The 19,137-nt window shown below is 73.7% G+C and carries 18 protein-coding genes; 12 read left to right on the top strand and 6 right to left on the bottom strand.

The genetic code is table 11. The features are described 5' to 3' along the window. Window positions 1-9: 9 nt before the first annotated feature. Window positions 10-627: a TetR/AcrR family transcriptional regulator gene (locus CUT44_RS16495; protein WP_100202630.1), complete on the bottom strand. Its 618-nt coding sequence runs from the start codon at window positions 625-627 to the stop codon at window positions 10-12. A 180-nt stretch (window positions 628-807) separates the two neighbouring features. Between CUT44_RS16495 and CUT44_RS16490 the strand changes: the two genes are divergently transcribed. Continuing rightward, window positions 808-2,019: a pyridoxal phosphate-dependent aminotransferase gene (locus CUT44_RS16490; RefSeq protein ID WP_100202746.1), complete on the top strand. Its 1,212-nt coding sequence runs from the start codon at window positions 808-810 to the stop codon at window positions 2,017-2,019. A 113-nt stretch (window positions 2,020-2,132) separates the two neighbouring features. Further along, window positions 2,133-2,555, top strand: coding sequence for an SCO4983 family protein (locus CUT44_RS16485; protein WP_100202629.1), 423 nt, complete (start codon window positions 2,133-2,135; stop codon window positions 2,553-2,555). A 123-nt stretch (window positions 2,556-2,678) separates the two neighbouring features. On the opposite strand, the gene CUT44_RS16480 is transcribed toward CUT44_RS16485, so the two are convergent. Further along, on the bottom strand, window positions 2,679-4,514 hold the full coding sequence (locus tag CUT44_RS16480; RefSeq protein WP_100202628.1) for a phosphoenolpyruvate carboxykinase (GTP): 1,836 nt from the start codon (window positions 4,512-4,514) through the stop codon (window positions 2,679-2,681). Between the two features lie 322 nt (window positions 4,515-4,836). Between CUT44_RS16480 and trhA the strand changes: the two genes are divergently transcribed. Then, window positions 4,837-5,535, top strand: a complete 699-nt coding sequence (trhA, locus tag CUT44_RS16475; RefSeq protein WP_233221439.1) for a PAQR family membrane homeostasis protein TrhA — start codon at window positions 4,837-4,839, stop codon at window positions 5,533-5,535. Here the strand turns inward: trhA and CUT44_RS16470 are convergent. Both CUT44_RS16470 and CUT44_RS16465 read right to left on the bottom strand, forming a co-directional pair. Further along, window positions 5,520-7,148 (bottom strand): N-acyl-D-amino-acid deacylase family protein, encoded by a 1,629-nt coding sequence (locus CUT44_RS16470; RefSeq protein ID WP_100202626.1) that lies wholly within the window; start codon window positions 7,146-7,148, stop codon window positions 5,520-5,522. The two genes, trhA and CUT44_RS16470, sit on opposite strands and share 16 nt — an antisense overlap. A gap of 13 nt (window positions 7,149-7,161) precedes the next feature. Beyond that, window positions 7,162-8,496, bottom strand: coding sequence for an amino acid deaminase (locus tag CUT44_RS16465; protein WP_100202625.1), 1,335 nt, complete (start codon window positions 8,494-8,496; stop codon window positions 7,162-7,164). A gap of 165 nt (window positions 8,497-8,661) precedes the next feature. Here CUT44_RS16465 and CUT44_RS16460 point away from each other — a divergent pair, with 165 nt between their 5' ends. The 4 genes from CUT44_RS16460 to CUT44_RS16445 all read left to right on the top strand — a co-directional run bounded on the left by CUT44_RS16460 (window position 8,662) and on the right by CUT44_RS16445 (window position 12,461). After that, window positions 8,662-9,720 carry a sugar kinase gene (locus CUT44_RS16460; protein ID WP_100202624.1) on the top strand — a complete coding sequence of 353 codons (1,059 nt, stop codon included), beginning with the start codon at window positions 8,662-8,664 and terminating at the stop codon, window positions 9,718-9,720. Between the two features lie 3 nt (window positions 9,721-9,723). Next, a complete protein-coding gene (locus tag CUT44_RS16455; protein WP_100202623.1) occupies window positions 9,724-10,524 on the top strand; it encodes an IclR family transcriptional regulator in 801 nt (266 codons plus the stop codon). Further along, entirely contained in the window at window positions 10,521-10,952 is a 432-nt protein-coding gene (locus tag CUT44_RS16450; protein WP_100202622.1) for a RidA family protein, read from the top strand. Before CUT44_RS16455 ends, CUT44_RS16450 begins: the two co-directional genes overlap by 4 nt. 132 nt (window positions 10,953-11,084) lie before the next feature. After that, window positions 11,085-12,461: an Nramp family divalent metal transporter gene (locus CUT44_RS16445; RefSeq protein WP_100202621.1), complete on the top strand. Its 1,377-nt coding sequence runs from the start codon at window positions 11,085-11,087 to the stop codon at window positions 12,459-12,461. An 83-nt stretch (window positions 12,462-12,544) separates the two neighbouring features. Here CUT44_RS16445 and CUT44_RS16440 read toward each other — a convergent pair whose 3' ends face one another. Continuing rightward, entirely contained in the window at window positions 12,545-14,332 is a 1,788-nt protein-coding gene (locus CUT44_RS16440; protein WP_408646751.1) for a chitinase, read from the bottom strand. Window positions 14,333-14,823: 491 nt separating this feature from the next. Here CUT44_RS16440 and CUT44_RS16435 point away from each other — a divergent pair, with 491 nt between their 5' ends. From CUT44_RS16435 to CUT44_RS16415, 5 genes are all read left to right on the top strand, one after another. Beyond that, window positions 14,824-15,726, top strand: a complete 903-nt coding sequence (locus tag CUT44_RS16435; RefSeq protein ID WP_100202619.1) for a hypothetical protein — start codon at window positions 14,824-14,826, stop codon at window positions 15,724-15,726. 159 nt (window positions 15,727-15,885) lie between these two features. Then, the gene (gene cpaB / locus CUT44_RS16430) at window positions 15,886-16,614 is read left to right on the top strand and encodes a Flp pilus assembly protein CpaB (RefSeq protein ID WP_100202618.1); all 729 of its coding nucleotides are present in this window, start codon (window positions 15,886-15,888) and stop codon (window positions 16,612-16,614) included. Between the two features lie 7 nt (window positions 16,615-16,621). Further along, window positions 16,622-17,896 (top strand): AAA family ATPase, encoded by a 1,275-nt coding sequence (locus tag CUT44_RS16425; RefSeq protein WP_100202617.1) that lies wholly within the window; start codon window positions 16,622-16,624, stop codon window positions 17,894-17,896. 74 nt (window positions 17,897-17,970) lie between these two features. Continuing rightward, the gene (locus CUT44_RS16420) at window positions 17,971-18,381 is read left to right on the top strand and encodes a TadE/TadG family type IV pilus assembly protein (protein WP_100202616.1); all 411 of its coding nucleotides are present in this window, start codon (window positions 17,971-17,973) and stop codon (window positions 18,379-18,381) included. Next, entirely contained in the window at window positions 18,378-18,770 is a 393-nt protein-coding gene (locus tag CUT44_RS16415) for a TadE/TadG family type IV pilus assembly protein (RefSeq protein ID WP_100202615.1), read from the top strand. The genes CUT44_RS16420 and CUT44_RS16415 overlap by 4 nt, the downstream gene beginning before the upstream one ends. Before the next feature lie 62 nt (window positions 18,771-18,832). On the opposite strand, the gene CUT44_RS34065 is transcribed toward CUT44_RS16415, so the two are convergent. Next, the coding region (locus CUT44_RS34065) for a transposase (protein ID WP_233221438.1) at window positions 18,833-19,137 on the bottom strand (305 nt) is incomplete at its 5' end.

Raw genomic sequence — 19,137 nt, 5'->3', positions numbered from 1 at the left:
CCCGGCCGCTCACAGCGGGAGGCCGCGCTCCAGTAAGTCGAGGGCGCGGCCGACCTGCTCGGCCAGGTCCCCCGGCATGTCGTTCTCCACCCAGTGGAGCATCGCCTCGGTCAGGCCCCCCAGCATCGCGGTCGTGGCGACCCGCAGCGCCAGATCGCCCGCCGGCCGCCCGGTCCGCTCCGACAGCACCTCGCGCAGCCGCCGGCCGGTGATCTCGGTGTGTTCGGCCAGCCGGGCGCGGACGGCCGGCACGTCGCGGATCAGCCGGGCGCGCAGGTACATCTCGGCCGGATCCGCCCGGTAGGCCTCGCCGACCGTCGAGTACAGCGCCTCCCGCACGGCCCGCACCGGGGGCTCGCCGGCCGGCCGGCCGCGCAGCGCCGCCACGGTGACCGGGTCGTGCCCGTCGGCGAGCACGATGTCCTCCTTGGTCGGGAAGTACCGGAAGACGGTGCTCGGCGAGACCTCCGCGGCCTCGGCGATCTGGTCGACGGGGGTGGAGTCGTAGCCCTGCTCGGCGAAGAGCCGGTACGCGGCCTGCCGTATCGCCTGACGGGTGCGGATCTTCTTCCGCTCCCGGAGCCCGAGCTTGGGTGCGGAAGGGGACGAGGTGCGTGCGGGGGCCATGTCGGCGATTCTCGGCCACCGGCCCGCGGCGGCGCCACGTTCCCGCCGGTATCGGAGACATTCGGGCAGGTGACGGGTGCTTGCCGGGCACCCGGCGGGCACGGGCGCGCTCCGGTGCGCGTCACCCGCGTGGGGAAGAACACGCGGCGCCGCGGGTGGGGCGCCCGTAGAGTGACCGGTATGCAGGTGATCCAGTCGACGAAGCTCGCCAATGTCTGCTACGAGATCCGGGGTCCGGTACTCGAGGAGGCCATGCGGCTGGAGGCGGCGGGCCACCGCATCCTCAAGCTCAACACCGGCAATCCCGCGCCCTTCGGGTTCGAGTGCCCGCCGGAGATCCTCGAGGACATGCTGCGCAACGTCGGGTCGGCGCACGGCTACGGCGACGCCAAGGGGCTGCCGGCCGCCCGGCGCGCGGTAATGCAGTACTACCAGACCAGGGGCATCGAGCTCGACATAGAGGACATCTATCTCGGCAACGGCGCCTCGGAGCTGATCCAGATGGCCATGCAGGCGCTCCTGGACGACGGCGACGAGGTGCTCGTGCCGGCACCGGACTACCCGCTGTGGACGGCCGCGGTCTCCCTGTCGGGCGGCACCGCGGTGCACTACCGCTGCGACGAGCAGGCCGACTGGATGCCCGACCTCGTCGACATAGAGCGCAAGGTGACCGACCGCACCAAGGCGATCGTCGTCATCAACCCCAACAACCCCACCGGGGCCGTCTACGACGACGAGCTGCTGCGCGGCCTGACGGACATCGCCCGCCGGCACAACCTGATCGTCTACTCCGACGAGATCTACGACAAGATCCTCTACGACGGCGCCACCCACACCCCCACCGCCGCCATCGCCCCGGACCTGCTCACCGTCACCTTCAACGGCCTCTCCAAGTCCTACCGGGTGGCCGGCTACCGCAGCGGCTGGATGGCCGTGTGCGGGCCGAAGGCGCACGCCGCCAGCTACATCGAGGGCCTGACGATCCTGGCGAACATGCGGCTGTGCGCCAACATGCCCGCCCAGTACACGGTGGCCGCCGCGCTGGGCGGCCGGCAGTCGGTCAACGACCTGGTGCTGCCGGGCGGGCGGCTGCTGGAGCAGCGCGACGCCGCGTACGAACTGCTCACCGCCATCCCGGGGGTGACCTGTGTGAAGCCCCGGGGCGCGCTGTACCTCTTCCCGCGGCTGGACCCCAAGGTCTACAAGGTCAAGGACGACCGGCAGCTTGTCCTCGACCTGCTGCGGGCGGAGAAGATCATGGTCGTCCACGGCACGGGCTTCAACTGGCCCGAGCCCGACCACTTCCGCATCGTCACCCTGCCGGCCGTGCAGGACCTGACCGACGCGGTGCGGCGGATCGGGGACTTCCTGGACGGCTACGGCCAGTACTGAGAGGCGCCGGGAAACCGGGAAACCGGGAAATCTGACGGAGTGTCCCGCAGCGGCGGTAACTTTAGACAGAGTCCAAGTTAGGATGGTCTCCTGAAAACGCCAGGAGGCCATCCATGTACGAACCGATTCGCACCCCGTCGGTCCACACCATGGCCGATCAGGCCGGGACCGGGCGCGGTCTCCCCCGCCGCTCCCGCGCGGAGGAGCTGGACAACCGGCTCGCCGGGCAGCTGACCGCGCTGCTGACCGTGACCGACGAGCTCCGCGTCCTCACCCCCCACCCGGCGCTTGACACGGCCGCGCGGCGGCTGGACGCCGAGGTCACCCGGCTGTGCGGCCGGCCGCCCCTGCGGGCCACCCCGTCCGCCGCCGCGGCGGGCGCCGCCCGTACGGCGGCCCTCCACCGCAGGGCCCACAACCTCGCCGGGCAGGCGCTGGTGGTGGCCACCTCCCGGGCGAACAAGGAGGCGGCCGAGCTGGCGGCCGAGCGCATGGCGGCGCACTCCCGGGCGCTCGGCCTGACCGGGGCCGGCTGACCGGGGCCGGCTGACCGGGGCCGGCTGACGGGGGCCGGGCCGGACCGGTGCGGCCCGTACGTCCGCCGCCCCGCCGCACACGGCACCGTGTGCGGCGGGGCGGCGGAAGCGGCGGGCCGGAGGTCAGCCCAGCCGCTCGACCAGGGCGCGGTACTCGTCCCACAGCTCCTTCGGCGTGTGGTCGCCGAAGGTGTTCAGGTGCTCGGGGATGAGCGCCGCCTCCTCGCGCCAGACCTCCCGGTCCACGGTCAGCAGCAGGTCCAGGTCCTCCTCGGGCAGCTCCAGCCCGGCGGTGTCCAGGGCCTCCCGGGTCGGGACGGTGCCGATGGGGGTCTCCACGCCCCCGGCCTCGCCGTTCAGCCGGCCGACGATCCACTTCAGCACCCGGCTGTTCTCACCGAAGCCCGGCCACACGAACTCGCCCGCGTCGTTCTTGCGGAACCAGTTCACGTAGTAGATCCTCGGCAGTTTCTCCGGGTCCGTCTGCCGGCCGACCTCGAGCCAGTGGCCCATGTAGTCGCCCATGTTGTAGCCGCAGAACGGCAGCATGGCGAACGGGTCCCGGCGCAGCTCGCCGACCCGGCCCTCGGCCGCCGCGGTCTTCTCCGAGGCCACGTTCGCCCCCAGGAAGACGCCGTGCTGCCAGTCGAAGGACTCCGTCACCAGCGGCACCGCGCTCGCCCGGCGGCCGCCGAAGAGGATCGCCGAGATCGGCACGCCCTTCGGGTCCTCCCACTCCGGGGCGATGATCGGGCACTGCGCGGCCGGCACGGTGAAGCGGGCGTTGGGGTGGGCGGCCGGGGTGCCGGACTCCGGTGTCCACTCGTCGCCCCGCCAGTCGGTCAGCCGGGCCGGGGGCTCGGCCGTCATGCCCTCCCACCACACGTCGCCGTCGTCGGTGAGCGCGACGTTGGTGAAGATCGCGTTGCCCCACAGGGTCTTCATCGCGTTGGCGTTGGTGTGCTCGCCGGTGCCCGGCGCCACCCCGAAGAAGCCCGCCTCGGGGTTGATCGCGTAGAGGCGGCCGTCCTCGCCGAAGCGCATCCAGGCGATGTCGTCGCCGATGGTCTCGACCGTCCAGCCGGGGATGCCCGGCTCCAGCATCGCCAGGTTGGTCTTGCCGCAGGCGCTGGGGAAGGCCGCGGCCACGTACTTCGACTCCCCCCGGGGCGGGGTGAGCTTGAGGACCAGCATGTGCTCGGCCAGCCAGCCCTCGTCGCGCGCCATCACCGAGGCGATGCGCAGGGCGTAGCACTTCTTGCCCAGCAGGGCGTTGCCGCCGTAGCCCGAGCCGTAGGACCAGATCTCCCGGGTCTCGGGGAAGTGGGAGATGTACTTGGTGGAGTTGCACGGCCACGGGACGTCGGCCTGCCCGGGCTCCAGCGGGGCGCCCACGCTGTGCACAGCCTTCACGAACGCCCCGTCCTCGCCCAGTTCCGCCAGCACGGCGCTGCCCATGCGCGTCATCGTCCGCATGGAGACGGCCACGTAGGCGGAGTCGGTGAGCTCCACGCCCAGCGCGGAGAGGGGGGAACCGAGGGGGCCCATGCAGAAGGGGACGACGTACATCGTGCGGCCGCGCATGCAGCCGCGGAAGAGGCCGCCCTGCCCGCCGGCGCCGGTGAAGATCTCCCGCATCTCGGCGGGTGCCATCCAGTTGTTGGTGGGGCCGGCGTCCTCCTCCTTCTCGGAGCAGATGAACGTCCGGTCCTCCACCCGCGCCACGTCGCTCGGGTCGGAGGCGGCGTGGTACGAGTGGGGACGTTTGACCGGGTCCAGCTCGGTGAAGGTGCCCTTCTCGACCAGTTCCCGGCACAGCCGGTCGTACTCCGCCTCCGAGCCGTCGCACCAGACGACGCGGTCGGGTTGGGTGAGGGCGGCGATCTCGTCGACCCAGGCGGTCAGTTCCCTGTGCCGGGTCGGAGTGGTGTTGCCGGGAGCCGCAGTACTGCGCGCCACGATCGCTCCAGAGGTTGAGGGTTTTCCGTTGTTGTGGTGGACATGGCGGATACCGCACATGTATCCGTTTCCCGTGTCCGCATTTCTGTTGTTCTCGGTGTTCTCGGCGCTTCGGTGCTTCGGCGTGCTGGTCGTTCTGCCGTCCCGCCGTTCCCGTAGCGACCCCTTGGGGGCTGCGGTCCGGATGCCGCGGCATGCTCATCCGGTACCGGTCGCGCTCATTTGATACTCCGCTTTCGGGGTGCTTCTGTCCAGACCGGCGGGCCGTGAGCAACGCCACGGCATGACCGCAACCTACGATCACGTAGGTACGATGAGGCGTATGACCGCCGCAGCACCCGATGACACAGGAACCCTCGACCAGGCCACCGACCGGGCCGCCCAGTACCTCAAACCCCGGCTGCGGGGCTGGCTGCACGCCGGGATGTTCCCGGCCGTGCTGGTCTCCGGCGTCTTCCTGACCGCGTTCGCGGAGACCGCGCGAGGACGCGCCGCCTGCGCGGTCTACACGCTGACGGCCTGTCTGCTGTTCGGCGTCAGCGCCCTGTACCACCGCGGGGACTGGGGACCGCGCGCCGAGGCGGTGCTCCGCCGCCTGGACCACGCGAACATCTTCCTGATCATCGCGGGCACCTACACCCCGCTGACGATCCTGCTGATCCCCGGCGGCCGCGGTCAGGTGCTGCTGTGGGGCATCTGGACCGCGGCCGTCGCCGGTATCGCCTTCCGGGTCTTCTGGGTGGGCGCGCCCCGCTGGCTCTACACCCCGTGCTACATCGCGATGGGCTGGGCCGCGGTGTTCTTCCTCCCCGACTTCCTGCGCGCGGGCGGGGCCGCCGTGCTGGTGTGCGTGGTCGCCGGCGGGCTGCTCTACAGCGCGGGCGGGATCGTCTACGGCATCAAGAAGCCGAACCCGTCACCGCGCTGGTTCGGCTTCCACGAGGTCTTCCACTCCCTCACCCTGGCCGCCTTCGCGTTCCACTACGTGGGGATCTCGCTGGTCGCCTACGACGCGGCCTGACCGGAACCGCCGGACCACCCGGCACGCCGCACCGAGCGGCCCGGCAGCGCGTCGGTACGGCGGCCGCCGTCGATCACGAACCGGCCGTCGACCAGGACGTACGGGATGCCCACCGGGGGCCTGCGCGGCTCGGCGAACGTCGCGCCCGCCGCCACCGTCCCCGGATCGAACAGCACCAGGTCGGCCCGGTACCCCTCGCGCACCAGCCCCCGGTCCGGCAGCCGCAGCCGGGCGGCGGGCCGCCCGGTCAGACGCGCCACGCACTCCTGGAGCGACAGCACCCCCAGCTCCCGCGCGTAGCGGCCCAGGTAGTGCGGGAAGGTGCCGTACGCCCGCGGGTGCGGCCGGTCGCCGACGAGGATGCCGTCGCTGCCGCCGGTGTGGACCCGGTGCCGCATGATCGCCCGGACGTTCTCCTCGTGCCCCACGTGCTGGAGCACCGTGGTGCCCAGCCGGTCGGCCAGCAGCAGGCGCCGGGCCACCGCGAACGGCTCCTCGCCGCGCTCGGCCGCCGACCGCGCCACCGTCCGGCCCGTGTACCCGGCCAGCGCGGGATCGGCGGTGCCGGAGACCTCCACGGTGTCCCAGTCGACGGGCACCCCGTGGCAGCCGTCCGAGCCCGCCACCTCCATCGCGTACCGGACGCGTTCGCACACCCCGTCGTCCCGCAGCCGCGCCAGGACCGCCTCCGGGCCGCCCGCACAGGCCCAGCCGGGCAGCAGCGCGGCCAGCGTGGTGCAGCCGGCCAGATAGGGATAGCTGTCCAGCGTCACGTCCACCCCGTCGGCCAGTGCCGCGTCCAGCAGCGCCAGCAGCTCGGGCGCCCGGCCCGCGTTGCCGGGGAAGTTGAGGGTGGCGTGCGCCAGGTGCAGGGCGCAGCCCGAGTCCCGGGCGACGGCCACCATCTGCGCGTAGGCCTGAAGCGCGCCCGCGCCGTAGGAGCGGTGGTGCGGGCAGTGGTAGCCGCCGTACGCCGCCACCGTCCGGCACAGCCCGGTCAGCTCGGCGTCGTCGGCGTACCGGCCGGGGGAGTACGTCAGACCCGAGGACATGCCCACCGCGCCCTGTGCCAGCCCCTCGGCGACCAGGTGCCGCATGCGGCGCAGCTCCCCGGCCGTGGCGGGCCGGTCCTCCCAGCCCACGACCATCGCCCGCACCGTGCCGTGCGGGACGAGGTAGGCGGCGTTGACGGCGGTGCCGGCGTCGAGGCGGTCCAGGTACTCCCCGACGCTGTGCCAGGTGAACTCCACGTCCGAGCCGTCGCCGTGCCAGCCGGTGATCGTCCGCCGCACCCGGTCCAGGGTGCGGTCGTCCACGGGCGCGTACGACAGCCCGTCCTGGCCGATCACCTCCAGCGTCACGCCCTGGGCGGCCTTCGCGAAGTGCTCGGGGTCGCTCAGCAGCGCCAGGTCGCTGTGCGCGTGCATGTCGACGAAGCCGGGGGCCAGGACCAGGCCGTCGGCGTCCAGGACGCGCCGGCCGCCGGGACGCGGCCGGCCGTCCCCGGGCCGGTGCAGCACCGCGATCCGGCCGCCGGTGACGCCCGCGTCGGCCCGGAAGAGGGGCGCGCCGGTGCCGTCGGCGACGGTCGCGCCGCGCAGGACGAGATCCATCCGCGGGCCCGGCTCAGAAGAAGGTGCGGACGAGGTCGGTGACCGTGCCGTCCGCACCGGTCACCGGGATCAGCTGCCAGCGGTCGAAGACCGTGCAGGGGTGGGACAGGCCCAGCGCCACCCAGTCACCCACCTCCAGCCCGCCGTCCGCGCCACCGGGACCCGCCTCCGGCCCGACGGTGACGAAGGTGTGCTGGTCGGAGAGCTTCACCACCTCCAGCCCCGCCGCGCCGCGCTCGGTGCCGTCCGGGGCACGGACGGCGACCGGCTGGGGCAGGCCCAGATCGTAGGAGGCGTCCCGCTTGCCCGCGTTGAGGAACGCCAGATGCGGCTCGGGCCGGGAGACCACCTGCGCCCACAGCCGGAACGCGGGCCGCAGCGACCCCTCGCCGGGCACCCGGTTGAACGGGGTCAGCCGCCGGTAGTGGCCGTCGTCGTGGGAGACGTACGCGCCCGAGCGCAGCAGCCGCAGCACCGGCCGGGACAGCTCGGGCAGGGCCGCGAACTCCTCGGCGACCACGTCGAACCAGGCGCTGCCGCCCGCGCTCACCACGATCTCCTCGCCCGCACCGAGGGAGGCGAAGCGGCCCGCCGCGTCCAGGCGGGCGGCCAGCGCCGTCAGCGAGCGCAGCCAGGCCCGCACCCGGCCGGCGTCGGCGTCCGGCACCTCGCCCTCGTAACCGGCGACCCCCACCAGCCGCAGCGCCGCCGAGGCGGCCACCGCCTCGGCGACCCGGGCCGCCTGCCCGGCGCTGCGGACCCCGGTGCGGCCGCCGGGCACCCCGAGTTCGACCACGACATCGAGAGGAGGGGCGCCCGGGACGGTACCCAGCGCGGCGTCCATCAGCTCCACCCCGCGCACCGAGTCCACGTAGCAGACGAAGCGCACTCCGGGGTCGGCCGCCCGCTCACCGGCCATCCAGCGCAGCGCGGCGGCGTCCACCACCTCGTTGGCCAGGAAGATCCGCCGCACCCCGAAGGCCCGGCAGACCCGGGCCTGCCAGGGCACCGCCACCGTGACGCCCCAGGCGCCCAGGTCCAGTTGCCGCCGGAAGAGCTGCGGCGACATCGAGGTCTTGCCGTGCGGGGCGAAGGCCAGACCGTGCCGGGCGCAGAACTCGGCCAGGTGCCGCAGGTTGTGCTCCAGGGCATCGGCCGAGAGGGTCAGCAGCGGGGTGGTGAAGCCGCCGGTGAAGACGGAGCGCCGCTGGGCGGCGAGCTCGCCCACGGTCAGTCCGGCCGCGTCCGGGGGCATGCTCTTGAAGCGGTGGTCGACCCGTTCCCCGGCGAGGGCGGCGACCGGGTCGGGAGCGGGAGCGGGGGGACCGGGGGTGGGCTCGGCGGTCATGGGGCCTCCGGATGCCGTGGCGGGGACGCTGACGGGGGCGCCTTCCGTTGCACTCCGTGCAACGCTCATTGCGTGATGTGCTCACGGCTGTCTAGCATCCCGGCGAACACCCGGTCAACGGCAGTCCAGGAGCAGTCCGGAAGCAGTCCAGGAACGGAGCCGGCCATGACACAGCCCCCTGCCGGCACCCCCGCCGACGCTCCTGCCGACGCCGTCTGCCTGGGGGAGACCATGGCCGTCCTGCGGTCCGACGGCCCCGGGGGCCTGGCCGGCGCGGCCCGTTTCGCCTGCGGCGTCGGAGGGGCCGAGTCCAACGTCGCGTGCCTGCTGGCCCGTGCCGGGCACCGGGTCCGCTGGGTGGGCCGGCTGGGCGCCGACGGCTTCGGCGACCGGGTGCTGGCCGGGCTCGCCGCCCACGGGGTCGACGTCTCCGCCGTACGGCGCGATCCGCACCGCCCCACCGGCGTGTACTTCCGCACCGGCGACGGGCCGGCCGGTACGCCGGCCGAGGTGCTGTACCACCGCACCGGCTCGGCCGCCTCCGCCATGTCCCCGGACACCGTCGACCGCGCCACGGCGTACTCCGGCCGGGTGCTCCACCTCAGCGGGATCACCGCGGCCCTCTCCGACTCCTGCCGTGCCCTGCTGACGGAGCTGACCGGACCCCGGCCCGGGCGCCCGCTGCTGTCCTTCGACGTCAACCACCGTCCGGCCCTGTGGCGGGGCCGGGACCCCGCCGTGCCGGCCGCGCTCGCCCGCCGCTGCGACCTGGTCTTCGTCGGCGCGGACGAGGCGCGGGAGGCCTGGGGGGTGGCGGACCCCGGACGGCTGCGGCTCCTGCTGCCCGAGCCGGCCGTCCTGGTGGTCAAGGACAGCGGCCGGGACGCGACGGCGTACACCGCCGACGGCGAGTTCCGGGTGCCGGCCCCGTCCGTGGTGGTCACCGACCCCGTCGGCGCCGGGGACGCGTTCGCGGCCGGATTCCTCTCGGCGACCCTGCGCGGACTGCCCGTCCCGCTGCGGCTGCGGCACGGTCATCTGACGGCCGCGGCCGTGCTCACCGCCGCCGGGGACTTCGCCGAACCGCCCGCCCGCGCCCTCGCCGACCGGCTGGCCGCCCTCGACGAGGAGGCCTGGGCGCGGCTGCGGCTCGCCCCCGGCTGGACGGCGGGCGGCGGCCGGGATTCGTCCCCGGGCCCGGAACCGGAAGCACGGAGGGGCTGACCCATGAGCCGGAGCGTCGACCGGGCACTGAGCATCCTGCCGCTGCTGGCCCGGGGGCCGGCCGGACTGGAGCAGGTCGCCCGGGAGCTGGACGTCCACAAGTCCACCGCCCTGCGCCTGCTGCGCACCCTCCACGGGCACGGCCTGGTCTACCGCCAGCCCGACCAGCGCTACCGGCTGGGGGCGCGGCTGTTCGCCCTCGCGCAGGAGGCGGTGGAGAACCTCGACGTGCGCGCCGTCGCCCACCCCCGGCTGGTGGAGCTGAACGCGGCCTGCGGGCACACCGTCCACCTGGCCGTCCGGCAGGAGGACGAGGTCGTCTACATCGACAAGGTCGACAGCCGCTACCCGGTGCGGATGTACTCGCGGGTCGGCCGGCCGGTGGCGATCACCGTCGCCGCCGTCGCCAAGGTGCTGCTGGCCGACCTCCCCGAGCCCGAGCGGCGGGCGCTGGCCGAGCGGCTCGACTACCCCCGCCACACCGCCCGCTCGACGAAGGACGCCGCCGCCTATCTGGCGGAGCTGGCCCGGGTGCGCGAGCAGGGCTGGGCCACCGACCTCGGCGGCCACGAGGAGACGGTCAACTGCGTGGCCGCGCCCGTACGGGGCGCGGACGGCCGGGCCGTCGCCGCGCTGTCCGTCTCCGCGCCCGGTGCCGTCGTCGGCGCCGAGGAGCTGATACGCCTGGTGCCGCTGGTGCGCCGCACGGCGGAGGCCGTCGGCGCCGAGTACTCCGGCCGGGACCCCGGCACCGGCACCGCAACCCGCACCGACACCACGAGCCCGACAGGAGAGCAGCGTTGAGCGACACCCCCGGCAGGGCCGCGAAGACCGCGGTGAACCCGCCCGCCCACACCACCCCGCCCGCCCGTTTCTCGCACGGCCTGCGCAAGGGGAACCTCCTCCAGGTGGCCGGGCAGGTCGGTTTCCTGCCCACCGGCCCCGGACGGCCGCCCGTCCCGGCCGGACCGACGCTGCGCGAGCAGACCGCGCAGACCCTGGCCAATGTCGGGGCGGTCCTTGCGGAGGGCGGCGCGGGCTGGGAGGACGTGGTGATGATCAGGGTCTATCTCACCGACACCGCCCACTTCGCCGAGTTCAACGCGCTCTACGACGCCCATCTGGCGGAGTGCCTCGCCGACGGCTCGGCGCCCCCGGCCCGTACCACCGTCTACGTCGGGCTGCCCGCCGGGCTGCTGGTGGAGATCGACGCCCTGGCCGTCCTGGACTGACGGGCCGTCAACCCCGTCCGTCAACCCGGTCCGTCAACCCCGCCCGTGCACCGTCCGGTGCCCTCTTGTGCCCGGCGGCACGGCGCTGTTGTATGCGCCACGCCGGTCACCGGGACAAGACGGAGGTCACACATGACCAGTACGGGCGAGGCGGACGGGACGAGCGGGACGGACAGCGCGGAACGGCGGACCGCGGCGGGCGCGCCCGGGGAACCGCCATCCGGACCACCGCCCGGGCAGCCCCCCGAGCGGCGGACGAGCTGGCGGCTCATCGGGCCCGGCATCGTGGCGGCGGCCACCGGGGTCGGCGCCGGCGACCTGGTGGCGACCCTCGTCGCGGGCGGCAGGTTCGGCCACACCCTGCTGTGGGCGGCCGTCGTGGGCTGTCTGGTGAAGATCGCGCTGGCCGAGGCGACCGGCCGGTGGCACCTGGCCACCGGCCGGACGATCTTCGACGGCTGGCGCGGTCTGGGCGCCTGGACCACGGGCTACTTCGCGGTCTACGTCGTCGTCTGGGGCTTCGTCTACGGCGCCGCCGCCATGTCCTCCAGCGCGCTGCCGCTCGTCGCCCTCTTCCCCGGCTCGCTGTCCCTGCGCACCTGGGCCATCCTGTGCGGGCTGGCGGGGCTGGCGTGCGTCTGGTTCAACCGGTACGCCGTCATCGAGAAGATCATGATGGTCTTCGTCGGGGTGATGTTCGTGATCGTCGTCTATGTGGCGGTCCGGGCCGCCCCCGACCTCGGCGCCACCTTCGCCGGGCTGCTGCCCGTCCTGCCGGACGGCTCGCTGGTCTACACCCTCGGACTGGTCGGCGGGGTCGGCGGGACGATCACCATGGCCGCCTACGGGTACTGGATCAACGCCAAGGGCTGGACCGACAGCGGCTGGATGCGCATGATGCGGCTGGACAACCGGGTCGCGTACCTCACCACCGGTGTCTTCGTCGTGGCGATGCTGATCGTCGGGGCCGAGCTGCTGCACGCCACCAACGCCGCCGTCGGCTCCGGCGGGCAGGGGCTGGTCGACCTGGGCGGGGTGCTTGAGGACCGGTTCGGCACCGTCACCGCCAAACTCTTCCTGGTGGGCTTCTTCGCCGCCTCCTTCTCCTCGATCGTGGGCGTCTGGCACGGCGTCAGCCTGCTGTTCGCGGACTTCGTGGAGCGCACCCGGGCCGCCCGGGCGCAGGGCACCGGCTCCGAGCCGCCGGTGCTGGAGATCGCCCGCGGGCGGCGTGAGCGGTCCCGGCCGTTCCGGGGCTACCTGCTGTGGCTGACGTTCCCGCCCATGGGCCTGCTGTGGCTGGACGAACCGGTCGGGCTGGTCATCGCCTACGGGGTGCTGGGCGCCTTCTTCATGCCCTTCCTGGCCGGGACCCTGCTGTGGCTGCTGAACTCCGACCGCACCCCGCGCGCGTGGCGCAACGGTCCGGTGAGCAACGTCTCGCTGGCGGTGGCGGGGCTGCTCTTCGTCGTCCTGTGCGTGCAGGAACTGCGCGAGCTCCCCTGGTAGGACGGGCGGCGGCGGGAACGGGGGCGGGCCCGGTCCACCGGACCGGGCCCGCCCCTCGCCCCCTCGCGGTGCCGCCGGACCCCCTACGGCAGCGCGTGGACGTGCGGGCCGACCGTGTCCGACCACCGGTCGCCGTTGAGGGCGTCCCAGTTGGTGGACCAGGTCATGGCGCCGCGGATGCCCGGGTAGGTCCGCGCGGGCTTGAACGAGCCGCAGTTCGTGCCCCGGGCCAGGCAGTCCAGCGCGGCGTTCACCACGGACGGTTCGACGTAACCGGAGCCCGCGCCCCGCGGGGAGGCGGGGGTGCCGATGCCCACCTGGGACGGGTCGAGGCCGCCCTCGAGCTGGATGCAGGCCAGCGCGGTGAGGAAGTCCACCGAGCCCTGCGAGTACACCTTGCCGTCGCAGCCCAGCATGGAGCCGCTGTTGTAGTACTGCATGTTGACGACGGTGAGGATGTCCTTCAGGTTGAGCGCCAGCTTGAAGTACTCCGTCGACGTGGACTGCATGTCGATCGTCTGCGGCGCCATGGTGAGCACCATGCCCGGCCCGGCCTTCGCCGACAGCGAGCGGATCGCCTCCGTCAGGTACGCCGAGTTGATGCCGTGTTCGAGGTCGATGTCCACCCCGTCGAACCCGTACTCCGTCATCAGCCGGTGGGCGCTGTCGGCGAAGCGCGCGGCGGAGGCGGCGTCGTTGACGGTGACGTTGCCCTTCTCGCCGCCCACCGAGATGATCACCTTCCTGCCCTCGGCCTGCTTGGCGGCGATGTCGTCCTTGAACTCCTGGACCGAGCCGTAGCCGAGGGCCGGGTCGAGGTTGAAGGTGATCTCGCCCGGGGTGGTCGTGGAGTCGGCGAAGGAGACGGCGATGATGTCGTACTGGTCCTGCACGTCGCGCAGCTTCTGCACGGTGGCGCCGTTGTCGAAGTTCTGCCAGTAGCCCGTCACGGCGTGCTCGGGCACGTCCGCGCCGGGTTCGCCGCCGCCGGTCTCGCCGCGGGTGGCGGCGGTCACGGGGGCGGACCGGGCCGACTCGCCCGCGCCGTTGACCGCGCTGACGGCGAACTCGTAGGAGGTGGCGGGCGCCAGCCCGGTCACGGTCGCCGAGGTGCCGGAGACGGAGAGGACCTTCCGCCCGTCCTGGTGGACGTGGTAGCCGGTGGCGCCGGTGACGGCGTCCCAGGTGAGGGTGACCGAGGACGGTCCGGCCGGGGCGGCGGTCAGTCCGCCGGGCACGGCCGGGGGCTCGGGGTCGGGCTCGCCCGGGTCGCCGCCGTCCCCGTCACCGGCGCCGGGTCCGGTGAGCAGGACGTCGTCGACGTGGTAGGCGCCCTGGCCGTACCAGCCGTGGGTGTGCACGGTGACCGAGGTGGTGTCCGGGCCGGTGGTGAAGGACGTCCGCAGCCGCTCCCAGTCGGAGGCGCCCGGGGTCCAGGTGGACACGTCGGTGGTGCCGGTGCCCGATGCGCCGAGGTGGACGTAGGGGCCCCGCACCCAGGCGCTCAGCCGGTACTCGGAGTCCGGCAGCACGGTGACGGTCCGGGAGCAGCGGGCGTTGTCGCTGTTGGTGGGGGTCGCGCGCAGTGCCGCCGTGCCGCCGTGCACCGGGGATCCGGTGACCGAACCGCTGCCGGCGGAGCAGGTCCAGCCGTCCAGCCCGGACTCGAAGCCCGGGTTCGCCAGCAGGTTCGGCTCGGCGGCCCCGGCGCTGCCGGTCAGGCCGCCGAACGCCACCGCGCCGGCCGCCAGTGCGGCCGTGCCGAGCGCCGCGACGAGCCGCGTGCGGATGCCGCTCCGCCGTGCCCGCCCGGCCCGTCCGGACGGCCTGCCTCTCCCGCTTCCGCGGTCTCTTCGCGTCGTGCCTTCCACTTGCTGCCTCCGTGCGTTGGGGGATGAGGGCGCGTGGGGAGACGGTGGCCACCGTGCTGACCCGGAAGAATGGTTCAGACCAATGGACATGTCAAGGGGAGTCGCCCGGCGCGGGTGCCCGGTGCGGCGCGCCGGGCGGGTGCGCCCTGTAATCCGGGCCGCTTTTCCGATTCGGCTCCGCGCCGGGTGCGGGCCGTCCGATAACGGCCGGTTGATTTCACCCTTCAACTTCCCGTCCTCCGCTGCGGACCGGCCGGGAAAGCCGTGTTCGCGACCATGATCAAAGGTTGCGAAACAATCAAATCACCCGGCAGTCTGTCACTGCTTGCCCGCTTTTGACGGTGTGTCGGCAACGGCCGTGCGCCCCCTGGTTCCCGGTAAGTGTTCTCTGCCGGGTAAAGCGTCGATAGGCTGCTGAGTCGGCAGGACCGGCCGGACTCCACAGGGCAGAGCAGTACCGCAGAACAGTTCTTGGACAGGGGAACCCCCACGTGCCCACCGCGATAGCTGTCACCAGCGCCGACCTGGTGCTCCCCCCGCCCGACGCGCACACGCCGACGGCGCACGTGCTGACACCGCCCGACCGGCAGCCGCTGGACGACGCGCTCGCCGAGACGCACCTGCTGACCGAGCGGCACGGCTACGTGGTCGTCCTGTACCCCTCGTCCGCCCCCGCCGCCTTCGTCCGGCGGCTGCACACCGTCCGCTCCGTGCTGGAGAGCGACCGTATCGCCCTGCTGGAGACCGACCTCCCGCCGCTGGCCACCGGCGTCCTGGTCCGCCAGCTGCGCCGGCTGTCCGTCTGCGACTTCAGCCCCGGCGTCCTCGCCGCCGCCTCCCGGCTGCTCGCGCACTACATCTACGCGGGTGCACTGCTGAACTCCGTGGCCCGGCTCGACCGCGTACCGGTGAGCCTCACCGCGCACGCCAGGTCCTGGGTGCCCGGCTCCCAGTTCGCCGTGCTCGCCCGCCCCACCCCCCAGTTGGTCAGAATCGGCGGGGACGGCCTCCTGGCCGGGCCGGAGTTCGCCACCGAGCTGACCGTCGCCACCGGCCCGCTCTCCGCCGACTGGGTGACCGGCACCCTCGCCCCGCACTGGCGGGTGGGCGGCCTGCACCGGGCACCGCTGCCGGAGGACTCCGCCCGCTGGTGGGGCACCGGGAAACTGACCGAGTTCGCCGCGGCCATCCCCGACATCTCAGTCCTGTACCAGCTCGTCAGCTCGGTACGGCGGGAGGAGTGCCACTGGTGCGGCCTGGAGCTGATCGGTGACCGCTGCGCGTTCTGCTCCGCACCCGCGGCACCGCCGGGCGGCACCGGCGGCCCCCGAGCCCTCCCGGCGGCACCGGATCCGGCCGGCCGCCGCGCCCTGGCACCCGGCCGGACGCGCTGAGGTGCGCCGCCGTACGCCCGCGGCCCGGCCGGCGGCCGGTGCCGGTCCGCCGGCCCGCACCGCCTCCCGTGCCCCGACGGGTTCCCGCCGCTCCCGCGGTCCGCACCGCCCCCGCCGCCCGTACCGCCCCCGCCGTTCCCGAACGAGGTAGCCGCGACCATGAACTCACGCCAGCGCCGTGGCGTCATCCTGCTGCTCCTGTCCGTCCTGTGCGCCCTCGTCGCCTTCGGCGGGGTGCTGTCGGTGATCAACGACGTGGAGTCGAAGGTCGGCCCGGAGGTCACGGCGTACCGCCTGGCGAAGGACGTGCCGGCCTACCAGGTCCTGGACGAGAAGGCGGTGGAGCGGATCTCGATACCGGAGCGCTGGCTGTCGGACACCGCGCTCACCGACCTCGACGACATCGAGGGCAAGATCGCCGCCAACCGGTTGCGGAAGGGCTCGCTGCTGCAGTCCGGCATGGTGTCCGAGCAGCCCGAACTGAAGCCGGGCGAACAGGAGATCGCCATCATGATCGACGCGGCCACCGGCGTCGCCGGCAAGATCTCGCCCCAGTCGAGGGTCAACATCTACGCGACGTTCCGCGTCGAGGAGGGGGACGAGGAAAGGGAGGTCTCCCGCGTGATCGTCGACAACGCCCGGGTCGTCGACGTCGGCAGGCTCACCCCCATCTCCCGCTCGGACGGCCGTGACGACCGTGACCGCAGGAGAGGTGACCGCGAGGCCGAGGCGGTGCCGATCACCTTCGCGCTGAGCACGCTCGACGCCCAGCGGGTGGCCTTCGCCGAGTCCTTCGCGGTGAACGTCCGGCTGGCACTGGTGGCGCCCGGCGACACGGCCGAGATCTCCGAACAGGAACGCACCTACACGCTCACCGGGGACAAGTGAGGCACGGATGGTCACGCGCATCCTCCCGGCCGTCGCCGACGCCGACGCCGCCCGTTCCCTGACGGCGCTGCTGAGCCAGCTCCCCGACAGCGAGCCCGCACCGCCGGCCGGCGACTCCACCACGCTGCTGAACACCCTGGCGGCGCTGGCCGCCGAGTCGGTGGGCGACCTGCCGGAGGTCGTCCTCGTCCACGAGCGTGTCGGGCCGCTGCCGGCGCTGGAACTGATCCGGGAGGTCGCGCTCCGCTTCCCGGCGGTCGGAGTGGTCCTGGTCACCACCGACACCACTCCCGGGCTGTACTCCGCGGCCATGGACGCCGGCGCGCGCGGGGTGGTCGGACTGCCCCTGTCCTACGACGAGCTGGTGACACGGGTGGGCGCCGCCGCCCAGTGGGCGGCGGGGGTGCGGCGTCACCTCGCCACCGGCCCGGACACCCCGGGCGGCCCGGGCGGCACCGTGGTCGCGGTCACCGGCGCCAAGGGCGGGGTGGGCACCACCGTGCTGGCCGTGCAACTGGCCCTGGCCGCCCGCGCCTCGGGCCGTACCACCGCACTGGCCGACCTGGATCTCCAGGCGGGCGACGTGGCCTCGTACCTCGACGTCCAGTTCCGCCGCTCGGTGGCCGACCTGGCGGGCATCAGGGACCTGTCCCCGCGCGTGCTGCAGGACGCCGTCTTCACCCACTCCACCGGGCTGTCGCTGCTCCTCGCCCCGGCCGAGGGCGAACGCGCCGAGGAGGTCGACGACCGCGCGGCCCGGCAGATCACCAACGTGCTGCGCGCCCGCCACGAGGTCGTGGTCGTCGACTGCGGCACCCACCTGACCGGCGCCAACGCCGCCGCGATCGAGCTGGCGGACATCGCCCTGCTGGTCACCACCCCGGACGTGGTCGCCGTCCGGGCGGCCAAGCGCATGATCCGGCTCTGGGACCGGCTGCAGATCCGCAAGGCGGAGGAGACCCGGACGGTCGTCAACCGACACAGCCGTGGCGCGGAGATCCAGCCGCAGCTCATCGAGCGGATCGTGCGGACCCCGGTCGCACGCGGTGTCGTTCCGGCCAACTTCAAGGAACTGCAGGCCGCCGTGGACTCCGGCCGGATGCAGGACCTCGACAGCCGCGGCGCCGTCCGGCAGGCGATGTGGGGACTGGCCGGTGAGCTGGGGCTCGTCAAGGGCGCCGAGGCGGGCACCGGGGGCCGGGGCCGGGGCGCGGGGCAGCACGCCGACCGCGGTTCGGTCGGCCTGCGCCGCCGCCGGGGAGGCGTCGGCAAGCGGCTGTAGGGGCAGCAAAGCAGTGGACTCGGGGGCGGGCCGCGCGGCCGGCCCGGCGGTACGGGCGACGGAGGGAGGCGGGGATGCGTGTTGGGCGGGGACCGGAGGGCAGTGCCGAGGGCGGTGCCGCGGGCGGCGGCGCGGGCGGCGCGGAACGGGGCCAGACGACCGTCGAGTTCGTGGGCATGGTGCCCCTCATCCTGGTCGTGCTGGCCCTGATGTGGCAGCTCGTCCTGGTCGGCTACACCTTCACCCTGGCGGGCAACGCCGCCGACGAGGCCGCCCGCGCGGCGGCGGTGGACGGCGACTGCCAGAGCGCGGCGCGGGAGCACCTGCCGAGCGCCTGGCAGGGGACGGTCGGCTGCGGCGACGGGGCCGCCGGCCTGGTCACCGCCACCGTCGAGCTGCGGGTGCCGGTCCTGTTCCCGGGGATGGCGAACCTGCCGCTGACGGTCACCGGCGAGGCGGGGGCGGTACGGGAGGAGGAACGATGAGCGTCCACCGGCGTCCGTACCGCCCCGGCGGGCGGCGCCGCGGCCGGACCGGGGCGGACCGGGGCCAGGTCGCGGTGGAGTTCGTGGGCTTCCTGCCGGTGCTGCTGCTGATCGGGCTGGCCGCGCTCCAGCTCGGCCTGGTGGCGTACGCCGCCCAGCAGGCCGGCACGGCGGCCCGGGCCGCCGCCCGTGCCGAGTCGCTGGAGGACGGGCCGGACGGTGCCGCGGCCGGCCGGGCGGCCGTCAGCGACTGGCTCACGGTCGGTTTCGCCTGGGGCGGCTCCTCGGACGAGGTGAGCGTCACCGCCGAGGTGACCATCCCGTCCGTCGTCCCCGGCATCGGCGACTTCGGCGAGGTGAGCAGGACGTCCACGATGCCCCGCGACTGACCGGGCGCCGCCCGCGCCGCCCGTACCACTGGAGGATTCGGCACTTGACTTCCTTCCCCGCCTCAAGGGCGGGAAATTCCAGCACTCGCCCGCTGGGGTTCCTGCTTCAGCGACGACCGCCCCGTCCGGGAGGACTCCCGTTGAGGTCTTGCACCGTCTCCACAGGCTGCTGCCGCCGGCCCGGCGGCCGGGATGTTACGCGCCGCGTTCACATCGCGGTCATGGGTTGCGCCGCAGTCGCACGTCCAGGTGCGGACGTTCGGCGGCAGCTTCGCCGCGACCGTGCCGCAGGTCCCGCACAGCTTGCTGGAGGGGAAGAAGCGGTCGATCACGACGAGGTCGCGCCCGTACCAGGCGCACTTGTACT

This window comes from Streptomyces carminius (assembly GCF_002794255.1).
In the GTDB taxonomy this organism is placed as follows: domain Bacteria; phylum Actinomycetota; class Actinomycetes; order Streptomycetales; family Streptomycetaceae; genus Streptomyces; species Streptomyces carminius.
Note: the sequence above shows the minus strand (reverse complement) of the source record. Positions and strands in the feature narration are given on the sequence as shown.

Coding starts and splice junctions, on each gene's coding strand:
- CUT44_RS16420 (WP_100202616.1), top strand. CDS start 17,971: ATGCGTGTTGGGCGGGGACCGGAGGGCAGTGCCGAGGGCGGTGCCGCG.
- CUT44_RS16490 (WP_100202746.1), top strand. CDS start 808: ATGCAGGTGATCCAGTCGACGAAGCTCGCCAATGTCTGCTACGAGATC.
- trhA (WP_233221439.1), top strand. CDS start 4,837: ATGACCGCCGCAGCACCCGATGACACAGGAACCCTCGACCAGGCCACC.
- CUT44_RS16465 (WP_100202625.1), bottom strand. CDS start 8,496: ATGACCGCCGAGCCCACCCCCGGTCCCCCCGCTCCCGCTCCCGACCCG.
- cpaB (WP_100202618.1), top strand. CDS start 15,886: ATGAACTCACGCCAGCGCCGTGGCGTCATCCTGCTGCTCCTGTCCGTC.
- CUT44_RS16455 (WP_100202623.1), top strand. CDS start 9,724: ATGAGCCGGAGCGTCGACCGGGCACTGAGCATCCTGCCGCTGCTGGCC.
- CUT44_RS16445 (WP_100202621.1), top strand. CDS start 11,085: ATGACCAGTACGGGCGAGGCGGACGGGACGAGCGGGACGGACAGCGCG.
- CUT44_RS16495 (WP_100202630.1), bottom strand. CDS start 627: ATGGCCCCCGCACGCACCTCGTCCCCTTCCGCACCCAAGCTCGGGCTC.
- CUT44_RS16485 (WP_100202629.1), top strand. CDS start 2,133: ATGTACGAACCGATTCGCACCCCGTCGGTCCACACCATGGCCGATCAG.
- CUT44_RS16460 (WP_100202624.1), top strand. CDS start 8,662: ATGACACAGCCCCCTGCCGGCACCCCCGCCGACGCTCCTGCCGACGCC.
- CUT44_RS16415 (WP_100202615.1), top strand. CDS start 18,378: ATGAGCGTCCACCGGCGTCCGTACCGCCCCGGCGGGCGGCGCCGCGGC.
- CUT44_RS16425 (WP_100202617.1), top strand. CDS start 16,622: ATGGTCACGCGCATCCTCCCGGCCGTCGCCGACGCCGACGCCGCCCGT.
- CUT44_RS16470 (WP_100202626.1), bottom strand. CDS start 7,148: ATGGATCTCGTCCTGCGCGGCGCGACCGTCGCCGACGGCACCGGCGCG.